This is a genomic window from Paenibacillus sp. Y916 (assembly GCF_056786435.1).
The window spans coordinates 179,187-202,149 of sequence record NZ_JBXCJA010000001.1 but is presented as its reverse complement, the minus strand read 5'-3'; the positions used below and the strand labels follow the sequence as shown (position 1 = coordinate 202,149).

The window sequence follows — 22,963 nt, the reverse complement described above, 5'->3', positions numbered from 1 at the left end:
CTTATATATTTAGTTCGTTACAATTGTTATCGTATCTCCAGGGGGTTCAAAGGATTGTAACTGGCGAAAAATAATGCCTTTGCTATGCATCATAGATGTTACCTTATCTGTATCTTTAGGATAGGAACGATGAAATACAATTTCAACGACCCCACTATTTGCCAGCATATTTGCACAGGTCCAACAGGGTTCATCTGTGACATAAACTGTACTACCCTCTCGATCAACACGATCAGTAAAAAGCAATAAGTTCTGTTCAGCATGAATCGTTCGAATACAACGTTGTTTCCTAATCATTTTCTCTTCCCCATCCACATAGACCAGGGATACATCCTCTGCTATCATACAACCAGCCTCAGAACAATCCGGCATGCCCATTGGTGCTCCATTATACGCTGTCCCCAGTAGTTTCTTCCCTTGAACAAGTACAGCACCTACATGTCGACGAGCACAACGAGAACGAGTAGATACCATATAAGCGATATCCATGAAATACGTATCCCAGTCTTTACGTGTATCTGTCATCTTATTCCCCTCCATTTTATACTTTCATATTAACCTATAGTTCTACATATGGAGTTATTTTCTCCAACATTTTTTCTCCAATTCCTTTCACATTAACGAGATCAGTTATTTTCCGAAAGGAACCCTTTTCATTGCGATAATCCAATATCGCCTGTGCCTTTTTTTCTCCTATACCTGGAAGTTCCTTTAATTGTGACAACCCAGCTGTATTCACGTTTATTTTATTGTTATTTGAAACTTCAGACGACACCGCTGTAGGTAGACTTGTCTCATTAGTAGCAACTTCTAGAACCTCCTGCTTGTCCACATCGACTATTGGATCAGAAGATGACGAGTTAACGACACCCTCATTCTTTATTGCTGAAACTTTATTCGACATACCTGTCTGCGGCTCTTGTTTCAAAGTTTCGGTCTCATTATCTTCTCCCAATGCTTGCGCTATTTGCAAGTTCAACGGTTCCCAATCCTCAATACCGTCTTTCCCCCCCACACCAGACAATACAATATAACCGCTACTTAATAGGGCAACCACAACATAGACCCCCTTATGTATACGTCTCATCACAATGCACCTCTATCACATTAGATTTGAATAACAACACAACATTTCGACAGAATCATCTTAAGATAAATAAAATTACTTGATCAGATCTGTTATTTCGTCATGAGGCAAAGGTACTAGCGCATATATTATGAAGTAGGATTATGTCATTAATATAACTTTGAAAGGAGGAAATGTTCTGATGAAGGTAGGATTGATTGGAACCGGCAGTATGGGAAGCACTTTATTAGATGCTTTCATTCATTTCGGAGCACTTCAACCTCAACAACTATTCATAAGTAACCGTACAATAAAGAAGTCCCTTGCACTCTCTGAGCGCCATGAAGGACTAAATGTATGTCGCAATAATATTCAGACTGTAAGATGTAGTGATGTTCTATTCATTTGTGTTAAACCTCTTCAATTCCCTTCATTAATTCAAGAAATTAAAAATGACCTTCGACCGAACCAACTAGTCATATCTATTACTAGCCCTGTGCAACTGGCACATTTGGAGAGTAGTCTATGTTGTAAGATCGCCAAAGTCATTCCAAGCGTAACTCATAAGGTCGGTAGTGGTGCTTCATTAGTTATGTATGGAAGCCGAATCGAAGAGAAAGATAAGCAATTTCTGCATGATCTACTCTCTTCATTCAGCAAACCGTTGGAAATAAAAGAATCACAGGCACGCATTAACTCAGATTTTTCTAGTTGTGGCCCTGCTTTTATGAGCTTCTTCTTATCTAAATGGATCGATGCTGCCATAGAGATGACAGGCAGTTCCCGTGAAGAAGTCACCTGTCTTGCCAGTGAGATGATACTAGGAACAGGTAAGCTATTAACCCAAGGTGGGTTAACGCCACTCCAGCTACAAGAACTAATCGCCGTCCCTGGCGGAATTACCGCTCAAGCTTTACTTCAATTAAATCACAACCTAGATGGTGTATTCCACCAGCTAATTACTACAACCCATCATAAATATGATGAAGATGTAAAGGAGTTAGATAAATTGTTCGGTCGACCTGAAATTAACTGACCACAATATTAACTAATTTCCCTGGAACAGCAATCACTTTACGAATGCTTTTTCCTGCTATAGCTTGCTCCACGCTAGGTAGTGACAGACTATGCTTTTGCAATGCCTCTTGGTCCATATCTTTTGCAACCAGCGCACGCTGTACAATTTTTCCGTTCACTTGTATAACAATCTCAACCTCAGAATCTACCGTCCAGGCTTCGTCAAATGTTGGCCATTCAACAAGAGAGATGCTCTCAACATGCCCAAGGCGCTGCCATAATTCTTCGGAGATGTGCGGTGCCATTGGGGACAACAACTGTACAAACTGCTCGACAGCTTGACGTGGCAATTGTTCCGTTTTGTAAGCTTCATTAACAAAGATCATCAATTGGCTGATCGCTGTATTAAAGCGCAGGTTATCCAAATCTTCGCTAACCTTCTTAATCGTTTTATGCCATACACGTTTAAATTCATCGCTACCTTCGCCGTCAACAATTTTGCTTTGAAGATTGCCTTCTTCATTAATAATTAGTCGCCATACACGGGCAAGGAAACGATGGCTACCTTCTACGCCGTTCATACTCCATGGCTTCGTAGCTTCTAATGGTCCCATAAACATTTCGTATATACGAAGTGTATCTGCACCATGACTTTCAACGATTTCATCTGGATTTACTACATTTCCACGTGATTTACTCATTTTCTCATTATTGGTACCTAGAATCATTCCTTGGTTTACGAGCTTATGGAATGGTTCTTTGGTATCAACTATACCAAGATCGTATAGCACCTTATGCCAGAATCGTGCGTATAGCAAGTGAAGTACAGCATGTTCTGCTCCACCGATATATAGGTCTACCGGAAGCCATTGTTGTTGCTTATCCTTAGAACAGAGCTCCTCATCGTTATGAGGATCAATGAAGCGTAGATAATACCAGCAACTGCCTGCCCATTGAGGCATTGTATTCGTCTCACGTCTAGCCTTCATTCCTGTCTCAGGATCAATCGTCTCTACCCAGTCAAGCACATTAGCAAGCGGTGATTCTCCCGTACCTGATGGCTTGATTTGGTCTACATCTGGTAGAACTAACGGTAATTGATCGACCGGTACGGTCTTCATTGTTCCGTCTTCTAGATGAAGAATTGGGATAGGCTCTCCCCAATATCTTTGGCGGCTAAACAACCAGTCACGTAGACGATAGGTGATTTTACCTTCGCCTTTGCCGTTCTCTTCTAGCCATTTAATCATTGTTGCCATGGCCTCTTCATTCTTTAAGCCATTAAGCAAATCAGAGTTGACATGTTCTCCATCTCCGCTATATGCCTCTTCTTCGATATTCCCGCCTTTAACTACTTCTATAATTTCTAATCCGAACTGTTTAGCAAATTCCCAGTCACGAGTATCATGACCTGGTACTGCCATAATAGCTCCCGTTCCATATCCTGCAAGAACATAATCTGCGATCCAGATTGGCATCGTTGCACCATTCACCGGATTAACTGCATATGCCCCTGTAAAGACCCCTGATTTATCTTTAGCCAAATCCGTCCGTTCCAGATCACTTTTGTGCGATGCCTGAGTTTTATAGATCTCAACCGCAGCCAATTGCTCTGGTGTTGTAATAACGGTAACCAATTCATGCTCAGGAGCTAGAACACAATAACTTGCGCCGAACAAAGTATCTGGTCGTGTTGTAAATACCGCTAAGTTTGCATCGTGACCTTGAATATCAAATCTCACTTCTGCTCCTTTAGACTTACCGATCCAATTACGTTGCATATCTTTAATACTTTCGGACCAATCTAACTCCTCTAAATCTTCCAATAAGCGATCTGCATACTCAGTAATCTTGAGCATCCATTGTCTCATCGGTTTACGAACGACAGGATGACCTCCACGTTCACTTAATCCATCAATAACTTCTTCATTCGCTAGTACCGTACCAAGTGCTGGGCACCAATTGACAGGCACTTCAGCTACATACGCAAGCCCTTTATTAAATAACTGGATAAATATCCATTGTGTCCATTTATAATACTTCGGATCCGTCGTACTAATCTCTCTATCCCAGTCATATGAGAAGCCTAGAGATTTAATCTGACGACGGAAATTGTTAATATTCTTAACTGTGATATCCTTTGGATGTTCTCCTGTGTCTAAAGCATGTTGCTCAGCAGGTAGCCCGAAAGCATCCCAGCCCATAGGATGAAGAACGTTATAACCTTTCATCCGTTTATAGCGTGATACAATATCTGTTGCCGTATAACCCTCAGGATGCCCTACGTGAAGCCCCGCACCTGATGGATAGGGAAACATATCCAAAGCGTAAAACTTCGGTTTCGTTGGATCTTCACCCGTTTTAAATGTCTCATGTTCATCCCAATATTGCTGCCATTTCGGTTCAATAATTAATGGTTGATAGCCTTGACCTTGTTGTTGCTGTTCATTCATGGCTTATTATTCCTCCTTCATAATCGCGTACATGATCTAAATCTAACTCATTTGTCCATCAAAAAAACCTCTACATCCTTAGCGTTTGATCGCTAGGGACGAGAGGTTTGATTCCCGTGGTACCACCCTAGTTAGCGGAATACATTCTTTGTCTTCCACTCACTTTGAACCCTTAACGCGGGTGAGACGATGATACTTACTATATAGAAAAGTCGACGATCTTAGTCACCGGATCGACAATGCCTTCCATATTCATATCATTACTCCGAGGCAAGTTCACTTCAATTTATCAACCGGCTTACAGCAACCGCCGGCTCTCTGGATGATATTTCGAAATTAGTACTCCTCATCAACGTTTAAAATATGCATTTTGATGAATCAAATTATACAGAACCAACAATATTAAGTCAACAAGTGTATCTTCTACTTACTCCTAGTCCAATAGTTGTACGAAGTACATTTAAATCCTCATCATATCCTTAATTGCTAATTTTAGTTGCACAGAGTACATCTAGTTACTGGTAAATCCCCACTTTTCTCTATTTTCCCTTTTTTAACTGTATCTTTGCATCTATTTCTCTCCACCTCACCTTTTCCTCTAAAATAAGTGTATCTTCTACAACTGCCCATGCACTTCTACCTCCAATCCTAAGTGAAGTCCTTTTCCGAAGACTTTCTGGTACAATATAGCGATCATCAATTTTCTTGTTACTATAAGAACAGGAAATGTATAAATCCAATCACATATACAAATACTACCCATTGTCTTTCCAAAACTACTTAAGGGAGTGTTCATATGCGAGAAGGATTGATTCCTGCTGTTCTTGGAACTGTCGTATCTGCATCAGGTGCCGCAATGCTTGGAAGCAAGTATAAACTTGCTGCGTATGGTGTACTTGGCTTTGGTCTAGCACATATCATCCTGGGAAGTATCGACCTTGTTGAACATCGTTGAGGAATGGAAAGACAGCGAAACATAAGACCATCTCTTATGGTTCAAATGGAGAATAGCAAGAACAAGCCTTGGATCAAAGGATCCAAGGCTTGTTTATTCATGCTCTACTGTGGGTTCGTTGTCCATAGACCAGCGCTTTTCACAAAAACACGATCTGGAAGCTTCAAAGTTGCAATAGCCAATTCAGCCAGATCTTCTGGCTGCATCATATGATCTTCATCGCTTATTTTCAAGCCGGCATTTACAGCTAATTCTGTATTCACCGTACTCGGAGTTAAAGCAACAACACGTATGTTAAATTTACGAACTTCCTGCAGAACGGATTCAGTAAGCCCCAACATCGCAAACTTAGAAGCGCAGTAAGCAGACCCGGTTGCAAACCCCTTCTCACCAGCAGTAGACGCAATATTAATGATGTTACCACTGTTTTGCTCTACCATTCCCGGGAGTACAGCCCGCGTCATGTAATAGGTCCCCATTAAGTTAACCTGAATCATTCTTTCCCACACTTCAGGATCCATTTCTAATAATGTTCCGAACTCAGCAATCCCTGCATTGTTAACCAATATATCAATCGAACCAAGTTGTTCCTTTAATATCCCTACGGCTTGATCCACTTCATTCTTTATAGAAACATCAGCCGTTGCAATGCTAACTTTCACACCGTAAGCTTCTGTTAATGAATCACGAAGTACTTCTAAATCTGCCTTTGTTCTTGCAATTAGACCAAGATTGACACCTTCCTTAGCAAGCGAAGTCGCTATTGCTAGACCGATTCCTTTTCCTGCACCAGTAATAATGGCTGTCCTATTCTTCAATTCCATCTCACTCACTCCTTAACGTTTCTTCGAGCCAAGCTCGATACTATAGTCTAACATAGCCCTTTTATGAAACCAAACAAACAGCCCCACTCCTAAGAGTCGGGCTGTTCCTTATATGTCTATTTAACTGCTACATAGAAAAGTCTCTGTGCATCATCTTCTGCTTCAACCCATTCAAAGTCTGCATACATATGAACATCTCGAAATCCTGCCTTGATGAGTTCAACTCTCATCCATTCCGGATCATATGCACGCTGAACATGAATTTCCTCGAAACGACGATACTGATCTCCGCCTTGTTCAGCACGCACGAAGATTCGTAAATGATGCTCAATCTCACAGCGTCCCACATCCAGATCACAAGTCCATATGTAAGAAACAGTACGTTCGTCAAGCACAAACGGCTGTTCCTCATCATAACGTTTTATCGTATTGGGATGATGTACATCAAATAAGAATGTTCCTCCTGGTTTTAATCCCTCATAAGTACGAGCGAATAAGGAAGTAATATCCGATTCCTCAACAAGATAGTTAATACAATCACAAAAAGATATGACGGAATCCACTGGCTCTGGTAACTCCCACTCTCTCATATCCTGTTGTACCCAACGTATACTGCCTTCACGAAAGAGACGGTTCCCTCGTGGAGTTCCTTCCATTTTGCCACGAGCAACGGACAACATATCCGATGAGATATCGATACCCGTGACTTCAAATCCAGAATTCACCAACGGTATCGTAATACTGCCCGTTCCACAACCTAATTCAGCAATACGATGAGGCATACCATGTTTCTCCCAAGCCGTCCGCGCAAAACGAATCCAGTCAGGGTATGGCATGTCTTCCATTAACTCATCGTAAACATATGCAAATTTTCGGTAGGATGACATAATGAATGACACCACACTTTCCTTGAATTTACGACGGTTCATCCTCATTCGTATTCGATTCCGGATTCACTAGATATGTCCAATTTTCCTTTTGCGTGATTAGACCTTCTTTTAACAACTTACCGATCGCTCGTTTGAATGCTGATTTACTAATACCAAATCTCTCTTTAATGATATCAGGAGGTGTAGCATCTGAATAAGGCATTCCTCCCCCAGGGCGCTCTTTGAGGAAAGTCAACAATGTATCGGCATCCAAATCTCTTCCAATTTCTTTCAAAGGAGTCATCGAAAGATTTACTCGTCCATCTTCACGAATATGACTGACACGTACTTGCACTTCCTCGCCAAGGCGAAGCATATGAGTCCGCTCCGAAGAATGAATTAAACCAATCATGCCGAATCCGACGACCCCACCGTCTACAATGACGAATGTGCCCATTTGAAGCGGTTTATACACCGTAGCACTTGCCCATTGGTTTAGTGATGAAGATGGCGCAGCAAAGGTCAGTGGATCAAGTTCATACTCTCCGGCAAGCTTAGCAAGTAATCGCCCTTGTTTATCATGCTCCATCGTGACGAACACAGAATCACCCACACGTGGGTGCAATTCTTTAATCTCTGGCAATTCACGAATAGGTAATAACAATTGACGACCAAGTCCCATTTCGAGGAAACAGCCTAACCGTGGATTAACATCCGCCACTACGAGTTTAGCTAGTTCTCCTAGTACCAAATGAGGCCTTTTCATCGTAGCTGCTAATCGATCTTCTGTATCGAAGAAAATAAACACTTCAAGGATATCTCCGGGTTTTATTTCTGTTGTAATCTCCGTGTAATGGAGCAGCACATCGAAATCAGGCGCATGTAAAAAGAATCCGTATGGAGATACTTCACGAGCTACTTCAAGCGAGACAACTGTCCCCGCAACTAAACTCATACGATCTCCACGACCTTAGCATCTGACCATAGTTTCTCGATGTTATAAAATTCGCGTTCATCTCGATGGAAGATATGAACGATAACATCTCCTAAATCCATGAGCACCCAACGCGCGCTATCCATTCCTTCAATACCACGGATAGTACTACCCGCGTCCATAGCTAATTTACGAATCTCTGTAGCAATCGACTGTACGTGTACATCTGAATTACCGTGACAAACTACAAAATAATCGGCAACTAATGATATCCCTCTTAAGTCTAGTCCAACAACATCCATAGCCTTTTTATCTTGAACACCTGATATGACCAAATCCAACAATTTCTTAGGTTCAATAAATTTCTGATTCATGAATTCGCCTCCATTTTCTTTATTAAATCATTACGCGCTAATACGGTTAAAGGAAATATAATCTGCCTACGTGACACTAATAAGCTAATCGTAGTATCTAGACCCGCTATTAGGCCTACTTCTAAACTATCCTTAGCTAGTTCTCTAATATTATTCACCCCTGGGAAATCTCTTCCCGGTTCGATATAATCAGCCAAGCATACCACTTTATCCAATAAAGTCATCCCAATCCGACCAGATGTATGATATCGAATGGCATCTAACACTTCCATATCCTGTATACCATAATCATGACTTGCTACAAAAGCACCTACTTCAGCATGCCAAAGCTGCTTACTATATAGTAACAATTCATTTGATAACTGATGATCTATAAGAATACCTCTTAATTTCTCTATAGGCCAATACTTAGCTACATCGTGTAAGATCGCAGCTAAATCAGCTTTCACAGGATCTGCCCCATATTGTTCAGCTAGTTTCACAGCTGTCTCCATAACACCTTGTGTATGTTGCCACCGTTTAGCAGGCATTTGAGAAGATACGACTTCAATTAGTTCTTCACGGCTGTACCCCATAAATCCCGCTCCTTAAGATGTAATCATACACATGCTCTGGCACCATATAACGTATGGAATGCCCAGATTCCGCCTTCTCCCTAATGTCAGTTGAAGAAATATCTATAAGTGGCATATCAGCTAATAGTACCTTAGACTGCAAATAGGAAGGTAACGCGTTCAGAGCTAAGGGAGATCCCGGACGACCTACTCCAATAAACGTTATCAGCTTGGATAAATCCTCAATACGATCCCAATGAGGTAAGTAGTTAACCATATCCGCTCCTATGATAAAATAGAAGTCGAACTCTGTATAGGTCGCCTTGAGCTCCTCTATCGTATCAATAGTGTAGGAAATACCTCCCCTTCTTACCTCTATATCAAGAGTTCGAAAAGAAGGATGATCCTTTATTGCCTCAGCAACCATAGCTAGCCTTTGTTCGCCAGTTGTCCCTGCCTTATCCTTATGAGGTGGTATATGGCTTGGCATGAACCAGACCTCATCTAGTTGATAAGAATCTCTTGCAGATTCCGCTGCAAGCAAGTGGCCGATATGAAGTGGATCAAAGGTCCCCCCCATGATACCGATCTTCATACTAAATCCTCCCTATTTAGGCAGTTGAATTTCTTTGTTATCTTTCGATTCTTTATAAAGTACGATCACTTTCCCAATAACCTGAACCAACTCAGCGCCAGACTTCTCAGCCAATTCGGCTCCAATCTCAGCACGATCCTCAAGGCATGTATTCAAAACTGTCACCTTCATAAGTTCTCTCTTCTCAATAGCCTCTACGATATGTCGAATCAAATGATCATTTGTTCCATTCTTACCTACTTGGAATACAGGATCCAAATGATGCGCTAGTGAACGTAGATAACGTTTCTGCTTTCCGTTTAACATGTAATATTCAAACTCCTTCTATTCAATTCTATTCAATTATTCTATTATTTACTTAATAATCAGTTCTGGAGACTATGCAGGACAGCCTGCCTCATCTGATCAATCGGTGCAGGCAGGCCCGTCCAGTATTCAAGAGCATACGCTCCCTGATTGATAAACATTCCAAGCCCTCCATGTATAGTGCAGCCTCTCTCATGGCTTCTTTTCAGCAATTCAGTTGTTAGCGGATTATATATCAAATCGCTGACGATAATGCCACTTGGAATACATTCTGGATCGATAGCCGATTGGTCCATGTGTGGATGCATACCAATCGAAGTTGTATTAATCACAATATCCATACCTGTCAGAAATGAGGGTGATTTATCTATAGCAATACCATAAATATTCCCCAAAGAATTCCATTCCTCTGCCAGTTGAACTGCTTTATCCTCCGTACGATTAGCTATTACGATCGTCTTCGGTTCTTCTTGTGCCAACGCGTGAACAATTCCGCGTGCGGCACCACCTGCTCCTAAGACCATAATTGATTTCCCACGCAAACTAACATGCGTTTCGTCCTTTAACGATCGAACATATCCGATACCATCCGTATTGTAACCCGTAAGATAACCATTATCATTCACAATCGTATTCACAGCGCCAATCATAGTTGCTGATTCATCCAGTTGATCCACGTAAGCCATCACGTCTACTTTATGCGGAATGGTCACATTAATTCCACGGAAGCCTAACTCTTTCATTCGCGAGATAGCCTGGCCTAGGTCTTGACGACTCACATGAAGGGGGATGTATTCACCCTCTATGCCAAGCGCTGCTAATGCCGCATTATGCATTACTGGAGATTTCGAGTGTGCGATAGGATCTCCGATCACAGCAAGGCGCAAAGAGTTGTTAGGTTGTGAACATAATTCGCTCCATAACATCTGCTTATTTCACCCACTCTCTGGTCAGTTTAAGTTATGACATATTGGCACTCCATTATATCAATGAAGGTCTAGTCAGTACTTTCACACCGCGCGGTGCGTGGATTGCTATGACAGCACCATTGTCACTATTTATCTTAATCCAACCTAGACCTGAAATAAATATATCACTTTGAGAACCGCGTTTAATGCTGAACTCATGCCTTGTCCACTCTGGAAGCTTCGATAAATTCTCCTTGTTAGGTGGAGACAGCATTTCTCCCGCATGGTCTGCATACAGTTCATCCGCACGCTCTAACTTCGTACGGTGGATACCTGTCTGATGACTAAGGAAGCAAGTGAATGATTGACGATCACCTTGAATGAAATCGAACCGAGCCAACGCTCCGAAGAATAGTGTCTGTCCCTCATTCAATTGATACACCATTGGTTTAAGCGGATTCTCTGGCATCGTCGCCCCGAGATCTTCACGGCTTACAAGTTCACTTAAGCGCCATGGATAAACAATACCAGGGGTATCAATAATGTATTGGCCGTCATCAAGCGGTATATTAACCATATCTAGTGTCGTACCTGGATAACGGGAAGTCGTCAATTCTTGTTCAAGATCACTATAATCTCTAATAAGACGATTAATCAAAGTTGATTTACCTACATTCGTTGCCCCTACAACATATACATCCCGATCTCCACGATAGGTAGCAATGGTCTCAAGCAACCGATCAAATCCTTGATTTTTCTTCGCGCTACATAGCACGATTTCTTCCGTTTTGAGTCCATTCTCTTTACTTTGTTGCTGTACCCAGTTCTTGATTCTGTTCCAATTCGTAACTTTCGGAAGAAGGTCGATCTTGTTCACAGCGAGAATAACTGGATTATTCCCGACAAAACGCTGTAATCCAGAGATCATACTTCCTTGGAAATCAAATAGATCAACAATATGAATCACGAGTGCATTCTTATTGCCAATCTGGCTCAACAGCTTCAAGAATTCATCTTGATCCACCGTAACACTAGATGATTCATTATAATTCTTAATACGGAAACAACGCTGACAAATAATTTGTTCTTGTTCTAGCGCCTTAGCCGGCACAAAACCCGGTATATCCGCTTGTTCTGTTTGTAAAGTAATACCACAACCACTGCATCTCATGGCTTCTTGCTCGCCAATAGTTTCTTTCATTCTTATTGTTCCTCCTCAAGCCATAATCCTTTTTTTCGAAGTCGTTTAAGCGCAACGCGCTCCACTCTACGATTGATCCTTGTCGTCCATCCTTCGTCGGCAACCGAGATAGGTTGAACTAACACGGTAAACAGTCCAAGTCGATTACCACCGAACACATCCGTCAACATTTGATCCCCTACCATAATTGTCTCTGTATTCGAAAGTCCCATCATCTTCATACCCTTTTGAAAAGGCTTCAGCGAAGGTTTACGGGCTTCATGCACAAATTGAATGTCCAATGGCGTAGCAAAAGCCGATACTCGCGCCAGATGATTGTTGGAAACAATGATCAATTGAAATCCTCTTTTTTTCACCAGTTCAAACCAAGCAATTAATTCCGGATAGGCAAGTGGTGCTTTGGCACCGACAAGCGTATTGTCCAAATCCGTAATAATCCCCCGGTAGCCCTTTGCATATAGATCTTCCAAGTCGATATCGAATACTGTATTCACCCTTAATTTAGGTATCAGCATTTCAAACAAGTCCAGTCACCTCAGTTTCATACGACAAACTATACCATAATATGATGAGCTATTACAAAAGAAACCGCCCAATTTACGTATGTAAATTGGACGAAGGTATTGCTATCTTTTACTTTTTGCCTTTACAGCTTGTTTAAGCTGATCTGCAAGCTTCTGAACTTCACACCATTCCCCAGCTGCTACAGCCTCTGGGCTATACTTTGCCTTCTCAAAAAGTTCCAGAAGTGACATCAATAATGGTTCCAATGTAGGCTCATTCATCTTCCACTTTAATACAGATTCACGTAACGTATCATGCTGCTCACGTACCATCCCACGCTTACGCAAATATTTTAGCCAACGTTCTGTCTCGATGACCACTTTCTCATTAGGAGTTAACTCCTTACCACGTCGAAGTCGATACATTAGAAAAATCATCGAATGACGGGACCGAAAGCCTACGTACCCAAGCCATATAGAGAGAACAGTCATTGCAGCCACCGCTATCCCTTTTATCCAAGCTGACTTCACACCTGAATCCATCGAACCTTCAATATCATCATCGGACAGTTCCTCTTGTTCATCTATTGGATCCTTATCGCTATCGTCCATTCTTGTAAGTAGAGGCATGTTAAAACCAGGCGTAGCTTCAACAGGAATCCAACCATATGGTCCGTAATAAATTTCTGCCCAAGAATGTGCATCCGCATTCGATACGGTGTACGTATCAGTATCTACATATCCCTGTTGCATCATACGATATTCATCTATTTCAGGCTGCCTGCCCGGAGCATAACCTTTGACCCATCGAGCTGGAATATCAAGAGATCTTGCCATCATAACCATGGATGTTGAGTAATAATCACAGTAACCTTCAAGAATCTCAAATAGAAAACTATCAACGAAATCAGCACTTATTTTACGTGATATATCTGGTGTATTCGTATATTCATAATTCGATTGTAGATAAGCTTGTAATAATGCTATTTTCTGGTATGGTGTCTCAGCTGATTGTGTAATCTCAACCGCAAGTTCCCCAACCCGTTTGGGGAACTCATCCGGTATTTGCAAATAACTTTGTTCTGTTAAATCATTGTACAGATCTTCATAGGATTGTATACTTAATTGTTCAACAGGAATAATAGGAACCTCTGAAGTAAGACTATACGTTGTAGGATATTCTAACTCATTCTCCTGCTTATTCCAATGAAGTTCTGCTTGTGGATTCTTCCATTGAACCCCACCCATTTCTTTCTCACCATCTACCGATTCAACCGTAGAAATTCGATATGCACCAAATAGTACTGGATAAATACTATCCGTTTTGAATGTCATCGTCTGCTCCAGTTTCTCTGTTTCAACTATAAGCTCTGAGTCCCACTTCAACTCTTCACCAACTTGTACATCGTCGAATGAACTAGCCCTACTTATTTCGTTCTCCCAGCCTGTACCAGAATATAGCCTTCTTGTCTCGCCCCGCCAATAACTTCGCTTCAATGATTTCACAGTCATCACCAAGGAGTAATCGAATTCAAATGCACCGCCCAACTCATTATCTTCACGACTGTAGCCGGACATTGAGGGTTGTGCATCATCTATGTTCCCTAGCACTTGTTCGGATTTACCACTAGGAGTCGACGTCTTCCATTCGCTCCAAACGGTGTAAGGATCGGTTAGAACTGGAGATATGTTCGGCATATTAACACCCAAGAGAAAGATGACTGAGAAAATCAGCACAATATGAGCTATCATCTCAAATGGATAATAAAGTAGATGCTTCCAACCTTGCGGATATTTCTGTTTGAAGCGTAGAAGATGATGGCTAACCAACCAGCCCAACATAGCGAATACCATCCATCCAGCTTCATCCCACAGGATTTCGGAAGTGAAAGAATCCAGAATAGCGAGCGCGACAATATTAAGCCCCATAAATATAAGGATCAATCGCTTACTACTTATGAATTTAGCTATCATTAACAACAATGCAGCAGCGATAACGACAAACCCAATATAGGGTTGTGCAGCGATAATAAACAGCTCTATCCGGTTACTCAGCTCACCAATAGGCATGTACAAAGCATATTCAATGAGAGTGCGACGAAGTAGCAGAATAATCAGAACACATTCCGCAACAATCCTGTACACCCTTTTTATTGGGAGCAAAACCTCAATCATTATAATTATGAGAACTGTTCTTCCTACTAATGAGGTCGTTTCTTCGTACCATACGGGTTCTGTGTAAGATAACCATTGCCTAGCAACAATCCATATCCAGAGAAAGGAGAACGCAGCTAACCAATCATATTTCCAAAAAGGTTCACGCTTGGTCATACGAATTCCCCTCCTATTGCCCTAGGTAATTCTTGTAGTGAGGTAACAGCATATCCTTGAATTCCACTACTCCGCAATAAAGTGATCCATTCTTTCGCTTTCTTCTCCCCGGAATTAAGAATATGCAAGTGAGACGGACTCAATCTATACGTATTAGCCCAACGAATTAAATCCATTACAGCTTGCCCACTAGTAGGACTAACCAGAACAAATTGAGCCCCCGGTGGAAAGAGACGAGCCGCAGATTCCAGCTTCGGAAGTAATTTCCCTCCCCCATCGGCATTCATATCCACTAGATGATGCTGCATCTTCTGTCGCTCTAATATATTTTCTGAAGGCGCAAAGATCTTCACTTGATTGCCAATTGTGCATAACCCAATACTTATACGTTCGCGTGCTCCATACTCCAATAAGGAAGCTACCGTCGATATAGCAAGTTCAAATTGCTCATTTGTTGTATAATGTGCTGCTGTAGCATCCAGAACGAGCATTGTTTTGGGAACAGATTCATGCTCAAATTCTTTAGACTTCCATGTTCCCGTCTTCGCAGTAGCATTCCAATGAATTCTCGTTAATCGATCACCATATACATAATCCCGTACACCGCTTATTTGAGTCGTTTCCCTACGAGAAGTAGACAACGCAGTCTGCGGACCGGCTGAGCGAGAATTTCGATCAAATAGCTGCCAATATGGAATAAAGACCGTTCGTGGTAAAACACGGAAGTGTGCGGGCGCATGTATCATTCCTTTATGTTCCATAATTCCAAATATATCTTCACTTACACATTCTGTATCCACAAAAGAGTATCGCCCACGTTCCAATGCTGGCGTCTGAAACATAAGCTCAGCATTCCCACGGAAACTTGGGAGCACACTTTCTTCGAAAGACCATGACTGGCCATTATGTCTTTGCAATACTTCTCTTACGATAATATATGGGTATGGAAGAAACCCAGGAATATTCAAGATCAATTTAACTTGCATCTGATCTCCGGCATACAACAAATCGAAATGTTCATCATTTAGTGTAAGCCGACGACTTCCCATTGCCCGGCTAACACCACTGTATCCTCCAATCAGTAAGTAAGCGACAAGCAAGCTGCTCATCCCAAACAACATGGAAGACATCTTCCCACCTTGGAATAGCAGATAGAATAGACTGACAATCCATACAACAACAACCGCCCACAGTCTACGATTGCGCAGTCCCTTTCTAAGGGCACTCACAATATTCTTCATCTCTTTCTAATGCCTCATCATAGCTACAGGCACATTCGTCTGTTGAATAATACTATGGAGTACAGATTCTCTATGAATATTCTCAAGGCGTGATTCAGGACGGAGTAGAATTCTATGTAACAAAATATAAGGAGCAAGGCTCTTAATATCATCTGGAAGTACATAATCTCTTCCTTGAATAAATGCATAGGCTTTGCATGCCAGCATAAAGGATATCGACGCTCTCGGACTAGCCCCTAGTAGAATAGCTTGATGTTCACGCGTCTTACGTATTAATTCAATCATATAATCAACGACCACATCACTCATATGCACATGACGAATTTCTTGCTGCAAGGTAGCAATTTGTTCCATATCAGTGACTGGCTTCAATTCATCGACAGGTTGTCCCATTCGATGCTGCATCACTAACTCTTTCTCGGTAGCTGCATCAGGATATCCTAGATTAATCTTCATCATGAAGCGATCAAGTTGGGCTTCCGGTAAATTATATGTACCTTCGAAATCAATTGGATTCTGTGTCGCAATAAGCATGAAGGGATGAGGCAACTCATGTGTTTCTCCATCTACGGTAACATTGCGTTCCTCCATAACTTCAAGCAGAGCAGATTGTGACTTCGTCGTTGCACGGTTTATTTCATCTACAAGTAATATATTGGTCATGACAGGTCCTGGGCGGAAGTAAAACTGTTGTTCTTTCGGATGAAAAACAGATACTCCCGTTATATCACTTGGCAGAATATCAGGATTACATTGAATACGACGATAATCACCGCTAATGGACTTCGCTAACGCTTTCACTAATTGAGTCTTCCCTGTACCTGGTACATCCTCAATCAGAACATGCCCTCCTGCGAGAAGTGCAGTGAGTAATAGTTGTATTTCTAAAGACTTACCTAATATGCATGATTCCAAATTGGCACGAAGTACCGAAATAACTTGAGTGGACTCTTGAAGTATGGGCATGTCGTAATCAAACCTCCTATATCTTACATTTATTACATTGTAACTGATGATTAGTTTTAAGTATATTGGGCACAATCCCCAATTTGATCGTAAATCTTTACAAATACATAAGCTACCGCCTTCAGTAGCAATTTAAGAAGACGGCCACTTATGCAGTCATATTTCCAATATTAATTAAAAAGACAAATCAGTACAATAACCAACAAAATAAATAACACATATATCACAATGCGTTTTTTCAACGTTAGCTCCATGATATGTGCTCCTTTCTGTTGTTCTTTACGCAATATTCACCCATTGCATGTTATTCCTCGCTAAGGGTTATTGTGCATGTCTATGTAGTGATGACGTGGACATTCTACAATACAAAGTTCATACTAAGTACATTAATTAATTATCGAAATGAGGTATTCTCTCCATGAATCAAAAAACGACGGATTTATTCCGCAAATTAACAGAATTTCCAGCTGCATCAGGATTTGAACGAGAATTACGTACTTGGGTAAAGGAAGCCATGTCTTCATATACGGAAGAGTTTGTACAAGATAGACTTGGAAGCCTATTTGGCGTGCTTCGTGGTGATGAGAGTGGTCCTAAGGTGATGGTAGCAGGGCACTTTGACGAGGTCGGGTTTATGGTAACTGGCATAACACCAAGCGGTATGATTCGCTTTCAACCCCTTGGTGGATGGTGGAGTCAGGCTGTGCTTTCGCAGCGTTTGCACATTATAACCGACAACGGCCCTATTATAGGTGTCGTTGGTTCCACTCCCACTCACCTTCTAGATGAAGCACAGCGTAGCAAACCTGTTGACATCAAATCTATGTATCTGGATATTGGTGCTGATAATCAAGAAGAAGCTGAATCATTCGGTATTCATCCGGGTCAACAAATTGTACCGATCTGCGATTTCACTCCACTTGCCAATCCCAAGAAGATCATGGCCAAGGCATGGGATAACCGCTATGGACTTGGGCTTGCCATTGAATGTCTAGAAGCACTACATAAAGAGAAGCTTCCTAATACACTATATGTCGGTGCAACCGTACAAGAAGAATTGGGATTACGAGGGGCACGTACATCCGCCAACCTCATTCAACCCGATATTTTCTTCGCTTTAGATGCTAGTGCAGCCAATGATATGACTGGTGACAAACAATCCTTTGGACATCTTGGTCATGGTGCATTACTGCGTATTTTCGATCCTACGATGCTTACGCACCGTGGACTCGTAGAATATGTACAGGATACAGCGGAGACGCACAAGATTAAATACCAATACTTTGTGTCGCCAGGCGGTACAGATGCGGGTCAAGTCCATCTTAGTGGCATTGGTGTTCCATCGACAGTGATTGGTATCTGTTCCCGCTACATCCATACATCCTCCTCCATCATCCATACAGATGATTATGATGCGGCGAAGGAATTATTACTTACGTTAGTAAAGAATCTAGATCGCACGACATTAAATACGATTCTGGAGCGGAGTTAAGAGATAGATTCTTCCGATCCCACGTAAAAATAGACCAAACAAAAAACAGTAGCGCAAGGATCGTCACCTTGTCTACTGTTTTTTGTTGAATTCCATACTATGAGCAATCGTTTTCTATATATCACCACTATAATTGTATCACATCTAATCGTTTCTCTTATCGGCATCTGACAAGCCACATGATTGTATTTATCGTTTTACTAATCTACTATTAACTTATAGATCATAGATAAGGAGCGTTACAATGGATTTTGTTGCAATCGACTTTGAAACAGCTAATGCCAATAGAGATAGCGCATGTGCTTTGGGACTTGTGGAAGTCAAGTCGGGACAAATTATATCTGAACAAGTCTGGCTCATCGATCCGCAGCAGCGGTTTGATAGTATGAATATTAGTATACACGGTATAACTCCGACCATGGTTAGCGGGCAACCCACTTTCTACGAACTGTGGCCAACATTGCAACCTCTCCTACAGGGAAAATTGATTGTGGCTCATAATGCTTCTTTTGATATGAGTGTTCTACGGTATTGTCTGGATCAATCATCCTTAACCTATCCAACTTTTCAATACTTTTGTACCTATTTAATGGGCAAAAAAATACTGCAGGAGCTCCCCTCTCATAAGTTAAATGTCATAGCCGATTATTTCGGAATTGGGCTGAAGCATCATGACGCCTTAGATGATGCCCGCGCTTCGGCTGCTATTTTATTAAAACTACTAGAGCAGGAGCAGCAATCCGATCCTCTAATGCTCGCACGCAACCATGGATATAACACCGGTACATTGTTCGCAGGAGGTTACACTTCCTTTTCAGCGTTAGGAAAGAAATCAATTCGTAAGAAGACATGAGCGGGAAATTTTCATACTCAATCATGAAAAAGGATGTCTCCGATGAACCTTAGCTACAGGTTCACTGGGGACATCCCTATATTAATTTATTGTCACTCTATGATCGGGAGCGAATTACTTCACCGAGACTAACGTCATGATGACAAGCGCTACCATAATAATACCATAGTCGGAATTATAGGGATCGGCATCAACAATGTTCATAGCTGTATCCAATTATTGTTCGGCTCAGCTTACGGTGTTCGTATCGAGAGTGAGCATGGCTATGGTACAGCCATCCGAATCACCCTGCCCATTCTAGAGAAGCTAGAGGAGCGGTAGTCATAACTTATCAGAGCATATTAAAGGCGACAGCTCATTTTTTCCTGATCTGTCGCCATGTGATATGCAAGAATTTGAAATTTTTATCAGGAAAACACCGCTTGTTTTTGTTTATCATGAATAGTTACAGGTACACCGATTGCAGCACTCTCATAAAAAGCATCGATAATTTCAGAGAAATAAACACCGTCGTCAGCTGGGGCGATTAGGCGTTTCGTTTCATTCTCAATACAATCGACAAAATGCTGAAACTCATTCATTAACTGTAAATTTGGATTCAATTTCAATTTAGGAGTAATATCCAAGCAAATATCGGAGCTTTCACCGAACAACTTCAATACACCGTTAACCAGACTGGCTCCACCTTTTGTTCCCATTAATTCCACATAGAATCGATCTTCCTCAATGTTAGAAGCCCAACTGAAATCAAAGGAAAGAGACGCCCCTCCCTGTAAACTCAAATAACCGGTCGCAGCATCTTCCACGTTGAAAATACCGCCGTCTACTCCTTTATAGCCGTTCCGATTTCGAGTCGTCGTATGAATGAAATTTTGATAAGTGTTACCAACAACGTAGGAAACTTTCGGAAGCCCCATAAGATAAAGGGCTAGATCCAGATAATGAGCCCCGAGATCAATCATAACACCACCGCCAGAATAATCCTTATTCGTAAACCAGGTACCTCTACCCGGAATACCGCTTCGTCTGATCCAGCCTGCTTTGGCACTATAAATATCTCCGAGGTTCCCTTCACTAATCCATTTTTTCAAAAAAACAGCTTCATTGGTGAAGCGGTTATTTAAACCGATCATTACTCTCTTCCCAGATTGGTTCTGTGCCGCCACAATTCTCCGCGCTTCCCCAGCGCTAATGCTGAGCGGTTTCTCACAATGGACATGAATCCCTTGTGAAAGTGCATATTCCGTAATTTCTGCGTGTAGATTGTTGGGTGTAACAATACTCACTATATCAAGCCGTTCTTTGGCAAACATCTCTTTGTAGTCACAGTATACGTTTAAAACCCCGTGTTTCTCTGCCATGCGGGCTGCCTTGTCCCGATTGATATCACAGATTGCCACAACCTCCACATTTGGTAGTGCCAGATAACCATGAATATGCTTCTTCTCCGCATTTCCACCCGCACCAATTAAGGCATATCTCAATTTTCCAGTCATTTTCCTACCTCATTCATGTTGTATTTTACATCTCCAGCAAAAGTTTTTTGAAATACAAAGCCGAATAATCCACACCTTTTTCCGCAAGTTCATCAGGAAGTGCTGATTTACGCGGCTCAATGCTGAGTCCGGCATCATAGCCAACGGCTCTTAGTATTGCTATAAAAGAGGGCCAGTCCGTTTGATCCATACCAGCAGGCGGCTCATCAACCTTATTTCCATTCACCAGCAGCGAACCTTTTAAATGTACGTGATAAAACCGGTGTCCCCAGTCAAGCGTCTCTTTCATATAATCGCCATCAAAAAAGCGAGCATGGGATGGATCGAATTTAATACCAAGCTCCGGTAAATGACCGTGAATAATTCTCCATACTTCCGGAGAGTGTACGAAGTTTACTTTTCGACAGTTATACGTTGAGATCTTAACATTTTTCGTTCTTGCATAGACTAGGAGTTCATTGAAAAACGAAATTGCTGCTGTACAGTTCTCGTAAAAAGACAGCTCCTCTACATAGTTGCAGCCAACGACAAAGCTCTTGCAATTCAGCTTACTTGCCGCATCAATTAGTTTGAAGCACCTGTCCAGTTCATCTTGCAGGATTTCTCCCTTTTCATTAATACGCAGGGATTTCCATCGTCCGATGGAACCGATCTGAACATTATATTTAGCTATCCATTCAGATATTTGCTCTAATTTCCCGCAAAAATCCTCTACGCTGTCTCCTTCATTCACACAAAACTCCAGAAAGTTCAATCCTCTTTTTTGTGCCAAAACAAAGCTATCTTCATTCACAGGAGCGATAATCCCCAAGTTCATAAGCTTCTGCCTTCCCTTCTACACTAAAAATATGATAAGTAAATTATTGAACTGTAAATATCCGGTCAGAATCAATTGTTCACGGTTTCAGTTTCGTACATTCTGCTGCCAAGTTGTACCTATTATAGCGTAATCTGATTTTCAGTAAGAATCAAGCTTCAAAAATAAATACAGTCTGTATGATCCCGGTCTATGATTTATGAAATTGATTCAATATAAATTAGAATCACAAAATCCAAGCTGAATAAACAAGCTTGTACCAAGTCTGCTACGTCATCTGTTTAACTACCTAAAATATCGATCAAAGTAATTTCATTTCCTTCTTTATCCGTTCCGATCGGAATCGAACAGTATTTAAATTTCTAATGATTCCTTTTCGGTTACCTTTATTCCCAAAACATTCTATTTGTTTATAAAAGAAGTATCACATCAGATAAAAAAGAAATGACAGGACTAATTTACCCTAATGGTACCAGAAAAACGTTATTTATGAGCAATGGCAAGGACAATCAAGCTCAATATCGAGTATATGAAGTGAGCAGTGGTAAGTTGATCAATACGTTCGATGTTAACAACGTCCGAGCAGTCGGTACGACAGAACTACAAGCAACCTGGGATGATGATGAAGATAACCAATTCAGACTATCTCGTTATAGTCCAGTACGTCACCTAAATGCTTATAGTACTGCTGAAACAAAAATGGCAAATGCTATACGGGACAAGGTTCTTTCAGAGTAATGGATGACACCATTTACACACCCGTAAATGATCTGATGTCGACACTAAAGGGTGAAGTATCTAACTTAGGCAATGAAACAACAGTATCCCTTAATGAACGTACATTAAAGTTGGACCCGGCAAAAATCATCATTTGGGATAATCATATATTCTATCCATTTAAAGAAATAACATCAGCTTTCAAATTAAAAGTTATAGGGAAAGGGAGAGCACCAACAGATACTGATTATTTAAATAGCTTTGCCGAATTTGAAATTATATCCGAATAATGATCACAGAGTTAAAACCATATACTAAAAACTTCTCCTCTTCCAGACATCGGTTCGCGTTGTCAAATGTCTTGAGGTTGTGAACACGACCTGATGTCATTTTTCAAATTTGGACCGATTATAACTTTATACTGACCTCATCGCTGCTAGCGACCATGATACACTGGTCTAATATCTAATATAATTCTGGTAAATAAAAAT

24 protein-coding genes and 1 other annotated feature are annotated in these 22,963 nt (G+C 41.3%); of the genes, 6 read left to right on the top strand and 18 right to left on the bottom strand.

Annotation, left to right across the window (positions count from 1 at the left end):
- Window positions 1-9: 9 nt before the first annotated feature.
- Both AC1TO9_RS00900 and AC1TO9_RS00895 read right to left on the bottom strand, forming a co-directional pair.
- Window positions 10-525, bottom strand: coding sequence for a deoxycytidylate deaminase (locus AC1TO9_RS00900; RefSeq protein ID WP_482058163.1), 516 nt, complete (start codon window positions 523-525; stop codon window positions 10-12).
- A gap of 34 nt (window positions 526-559) precedes the next feature.
- Window positions 560-1,087: a ComEA family DNA-binding protein gene (locus AC1TO9_RS00895; protein WP_482058162.1), complete on the bottom strand. Its 528-nt coding sequence runs from the start codon at window positions 1,085-1,087 to the stop codon at window positions 560-562.
- A gap of 181 nt (window positions 1,088-1,268) precedes the next feature.
- Here AC1TO9_RS00895 and comER point away from each other — a divergent pair, with 181 nt between their 5' ends.
- Window positions 1,269-2,102, top strand: a complete 834-nt coding sequence (gene comER, locus AC1TO9_RS00890) for a late competence protein ComER (RefSeq protein ID WP_482054627.1) — start codon at window positions 1,269-1,271, stop codon at window positions 2,100-2,102.
- On the opposite strand, the gene leuS is transcribed toward comER, so the two are convergent.
- Entirely contained in the window at window positions 2,095-4,536 is a 2,442-nt protein-coding gene (leuS, locus tag AC1TO9_RS00885) for a leucine--tRNA ligase (RefSeq protein ID WP_482058161.1), read from the bottom strand. The genes comER and leuS overlap by 8 nt on opposite strands.
- A gap of 91 nt (window positions 4,537-4,627) precedes the next feature.
- Window positions 4,628-4,898: a binding site (T-box leader), on the bottom strand.
- Window positions 4,899-5,332: 434 nt separating this feature from the next.
- Between leuS and AC1TO9_RS00880 the strand changes: the two genes are divergently transcribed.
- Window positions 5,333-5,491, top strand: coding sequence for an asparagine synthase (locus AC1TO9_RS00880; RefSeq protein ID WP_438346914.1), 159 nt, complete (start codon window positions 5,333-5,335; stop codon window positions 5,489-5,491).
- A 104-nt stretch (window positions 5,492-5,595) separates the two neighbouring features.
- Here AC1TO9_RS00880 and AC1TO9_RS00875 read toward each other — a convergent pair whose 3' ends face one another.
- The 13 genes from AC1TO9_RS00875 to AC1TO9_RS00815 form a co-directional block, all read right to left on the bottom strand.
- Window positions 5,596-6,315 (bottom strand): 3-ketoacyl-ACP reductase, encoded by a 720-nt coding sequence (locus AC1TO9_RS00875; protein WP_482058160.1) that lies wholly within the window; start codon window positions 6,313-6,315, stop codon window positions 5,596-5,598.
- 116 nt (window positions 6,316-6,431) lie between these two features.
- The gene (locus AC1TO9_RS00870; RefSeq protein WP_482058388.1) at window positions 6,432-7,202 is read right to left on the bottom strand and encodes a class I SAM-dependent DNA methyltransferase; all 771 of its coding nucleotides are present in this window, start codon (window positions 7,200-7,202) and stop codon (window positions 6,432-6,434) included.
- Between the two features lie 28 nt (window positions 7,203-7,230).
- Window positions 7,231-8,139: a CvfB family protein gene (locus AC1TO9_RS00865; RefSeq protein WP_482058159.1), complete on the bottom strand. Its 909-nt coding sequence runs from the start codon at window positions 8,137-8,139 to the stop codon at window positions 7,231-7,233.
- On the bottom strand, window positions 8,136-8,492 hold the full coding sequence (gene rsfS, locus AC1TO9_RS00860; protein ID WP_482058158.1) for a ribosome silencing factor: 357 nt from the start codon (window positions 8,490-8,492) through the stop codon (window positions 8,136-8,138). The genes AC1TO9_RS00865 and rsfS overlap by 4 nt, the downstream gene beginning before the upstream one ends.
- Entirely contained in the window at window positions 8,489-9,067 is a 579-nt protein-coding gene (gene yqeK / locus AC1TO9_RS00855) for a bis(5'-nucleosyl)-tetraphosphatase (symmetrical) YqeK (RefSeq protein ID WP_482058157.1), read from the bottom strand. The genes rsfS and yqeK overlap by 4 nt, the downstream gene beginning before the upstream one ends.
- A complete protein-coding gene (locus AC1TO9_RS00850) occupies window positions 9,051-9,641 on the bottom strand; it encodes a nicotinate-nucleotide adenylyltransferase (RefSeq protein ID WP_482054621.1) in 591 nt (196 codons plus the stop codon). Before AC1TO9_RS00850 ends, yqeK begins: the two co-directional genes overlap by 17 nt.
- A 12-nt stretch (window positions 9,642-9,653) precedes the next feature.
- Window positions 9,654-9,947 (bottom strand): ribosome assembly RNA-binding protein YhbY, encoded by a 294-nt coding sequence (gene yhbY, locus AC1TO9_RS00845; RefSeq protein WP_438346921.1) that lies wholly within the window; start codon window positions 9,945-9,947, stop codon window positions 9,654-9,656.
- A 59-nt stretch (window positions 9,948-10,006) separates the two neighbouring features.
- Entirely contained in the window at window positions 10,007-10,873 is an 867-nt protein-coding gene (gene aroE / locus AC1TO9_RS00840) for a shikimate dehydrogenase (protein ID WP_482054620.1), read from the bottom strand.
- Window positions 10,874-10,928: 55 nt separating this feature from the next.
- Entirely contained in the window at window positions 10,929-12,056 is a 1,128-nt protein-coding gene (gene yqeH, locus AC1TO9_RS00835) for a ribosome biogenesis GTPase YqeH (RefSeq protein WP_482054619.1), read from the bottom strand.
- Between the two features lie 2 nt (window positions 12,057-12,058).
- The gene (locus AC1TO9_RS00830; protein WP_482054618.1) at window positions 12,059-12,580 is read right to left on the bottom strand and encodes a YqeG family HAD IIIA-type phosphatase; all 522 of its coding nucleotides are present in this window, start codon (window positions 12,578-12,580) and stop codon (window positions 12,059-12,061) included.
- 102 nt (window positions 12,581-12,682) lie between these two features.
- Window positions 12,683-14,890 (bottom strand): transglutaminase-like domain-containing protein, encoded by a 2,208-nt coding sequence (locus tag AC1TO9_RS00825; protein WP_482058156.1) that lies wholly within the window; start codon window positions 14,888-14,890, stop codon window positions 12,683-12,685.
- Window positions 14,887-16,131 (bottom strand): DUF58 domain-containing protein, encoded by a 1,245-nt coding sequence (locus tag AC1TO9_RS00820; protein WP_482058155.1) that lies wholly within the window; start codon window positions 16,129-16,131, stop codon window positions 14,887-14,889. Before AC1TO9_RS00820 ends, AC1TO9_RS00825 begins: the two co-directional genes overlap by 4 nt.
- Before the next feature lie 6 nt (window positions 16,132-16,137).
- Window positions 16,138-17,097, bottom strand: coding sequence for an AAA family ATPase (locus tag AC1TO9_RS00815; RefSeq protein WP_482054615.1), 960 nt, complete (start codon window positions 17,095-17,097; stop codon window positions 16,138-16,140).
- 418 nt (window positions 17,098-17,515) lie between these two features.
- Here AC1TO9_RS00815 and AC1TO9_RS00810 point away from each other — a divergent pair, with 418 nt between their 5' ends.
- Together AC1TO9_RS00810 and AC1TO9_RS00805 are read left to right on the top strand one after the other, a co-directional pair.
- A complete protein-coding gene (locus AC1TO9_RS00810; protein ID WP_482054614.1) occupies window positions 17,516-18,589 on the top strand; it encodes a M42 family metallopeptidase in 1,074 nt (357 codons plus the stop codon).
- Window positions 18,590-18,833: 244 nt separating this feature from the next.
- Entirely contained in the window at window positions 18,834-19,442 is a 609-nt protein-coding gene (locus AC1TO9_RS00805) for a 3'-5' exonuclease (RefSeq protein WP_482054613.1), read from the top strand.
- 407 nt (window positions 19,443-19,849) lie between these two features.
- On the opposite strand, the gene AC1TO9_RS00800 is transcribed toward AC1TO9_RS00805, so the two are convergent.
- Complete coding sequence (locus AC1TO9_RS00800) at window positions 19,850-20,938, bottom strand: Gfo/Idh/MocA family protein (RefSeq protein ID WP_482054612.1); 1,089 nt, start codon at window positions 20,936-20,938, stop codon at window positions 19,850-19,852.
- A 25-nt stretch (window positions 20,939-20,963) separates the two neighbouring features.
- Window positions 20,964-21,755: a sugar phosphate isomerase/epimerase family protein gene (locus AC1TO9_RS00795; RefSeq protein WP_482058154.1), complete on the bottom strand. Its 792-nt coding sequence runs from the start codon at window positions 21,753-21,755 to the stop codon at window positions 20,964-20,966.
- Window positions 21,756-22,199: 444 nt separating this feature from the next.
- On the opposite strand from AC1TO9_RS00795, the gene AC1TO9_RS00790 reads away from it, so the two are divergent.
- On the top strand, window positions 22,200-22,493 hold the full coding sequence (locus tag AC1TO9_RS00790) for a hypothetical protein (protein WP_482058153.1): 294 nt from the start codon (window positions 22,200-22,202) through the stop codon (window positions 22,491-22,493).
- A complete protein-coding gene (locus tag AC1TO9_RS00785) occupies window positions 22,493-22,762 on the top strand; it encodes a hypothetical protein (RefSeq protein WP_482054609.1) in 270 nt (89 codons plus the stop codon). The genes AC1TO9_RS00790 and AC1TO9_RS00785 overlap by 1 nt, the downstream gene beginning before the upstream one ends.
- Window positions 22,763-22,963: the final 201 nt, after the last annotated feature.

Bases quoted from the DNA above. Each gene is read 5' to 3' on its own strand.
- AC1TO9_RS00900 (WP_482058163.1), bottom strand. From the start codon at position 525: ATGACAGATACACGTAAAGACTGGGATACGTATTTCATGGATATCGCT.
- AC1TO9_RS00895 (WP_482058162.1), bottom strand. From the start codon at position 1,087: ATGAGACGTATACATAAGGGGGTCTATGTTGTGGTTGCCCTATTAAGT.
- comER (WP_482054627.1), top strand. From the start codon at position 1,269: ATGAAGGTAGGATTGATTGGAACCGGCAGTATGGGAAGCACTTTATTA.
- leuS (WP_482058161.1), bottom strand. From the start codon at position 4,536: ATGAATGAACAGCAACAACAAGGTCAAGGCTATCAACCATTAATTATT.
- AC1TO9_RS00880 (WP_438346914.1), top strand. From the start codon at position 5,333: ATGCGAGAAGGATTGATTCCTGCTGTTCTTGGAACTGTCGTATCTGCA.
- AC1TO9_RS00875 (WP_482058160.1), bottom strand. From the start codon at position 6,315: ATGGAATTGAAGAATAGGACAGCCATTATTACTGGTGCAGGAAAAGGA.
- AC1TO9_RS00870 (WP_482058388.1), bottom strand. From the start codon at position 7,202: ATGTCATCCTACCGAAAATTTGCATATGTTTACGATGAGTTAATGGAA.
- AC1TO9_RS00865 (WP_482058159.1), bottom strand. From the start codon at position 8,139: ATGAGTTTAGTTGCGGGGACAGTTGTCTCGCTTGAAGTAGCTCGTGAA.
- rsfS (WP_482058158.1), bottom strand. From the start codon at position 8,492: ATGAATCAGAAATTTATTGAACCTAAGAAATTGTTGGATTTGGTCATA.
- yqeK (WP_482058157.1), bottom strand. From the start codon at position 9,067: ATGGGGTACAGCCGTGAAGAACTAATTGAAGTCGTATCTTCTCAAATG.
- AC1TO9_RS00850 (WP_482054621.1), bottom strand. From the start codon at position 9,641: ATGAAGATCGGTATCATGGGGGGGACCTTTGATCCACTTCATATCGGC.
- yhbY (WP_438346921.1), bottom strand. From the start codon at position 9,947: ATGTTAAACGGAAAGCAGAAACGTTATCTACGTTCACTAGCGCATCAT.
- aroE (WP_482054620.1), bottom strand. From the start codon at position 10,873: ATGTTATGGAGCGAATTATGTTCACAACCTAACAACTCTTTGCGCCTT.
- yqeH (WP_482054619.1), bottom strand. From the start codon at position 12,056: ATGAAAGAAACTATTGGCGAGCAAGAAGCCATGAGATGCAGTGGTTGT.
- AC1TO9_RS00825 (WP_482058156.1), bottom strand. From the start codon at position 14,890: ATGACCAAGCGTGAACCTTTTTGGAAATATGATTGGTTAGCTGCGTTC.
- AC1TO9_RS00820 (WP_482058155.1), bottom strand. From the start codon at position 16,131: ATGAAGAATATTGTGAGTGCCCTTAGAAAGGGACTGCGCAATCGTAGA.
- AC1TO9_RS00815 (WP_482054615.1), bottom strand. From the start codon at position 17,097: ATGCCCATACTTCAAGAGTCCACTCAAGTTATTTCGGTACTTCGTGCC.
- AC1TO9_RS00810 (WP_482054614.1), top strand. From the start codon at position 17,516: ATGAATCAAAAAACGACGGATTTATTCCGCAAATTAACAGAATTTCCA.
- AC1TO9_RS00805 (WP_482054613.1), top strand. From the start codon at position 18,834: ATGGATTTTGTTGCAATCGACTTTGAAACAGCTAATGCCAATAGAGAT.
- AC1TO9_RS00800 (WP_482054612.1), bottom strand. From the start codon at position 20,938: ATGACTGGAAAATTGAGATATGCCTTAATTGGTGCGGGTGGAAATGCG.
- AC1TO9_RS00795 (WP_482058154.1), bottom strand. From the start codon at position 21,755: ATGAACTTGGGGATTATCGCTCCTGTGAATGAAGATAGCTTTGTTTTG.
- AC1TO9_RS00790 (WP_482058153.1), top strand. From the start codon at position 22,200: ATGACAGGACTAATTTACCCTAATGGTACCAGAAAAACGTTATTTATG.
- AC1TO9_RS00785 (WP_482054609.1), top strand. From the start codon at position 22,493: ATGGATGACACCATTTACACACCCGTAAATGATCTGATGTCGACACTA.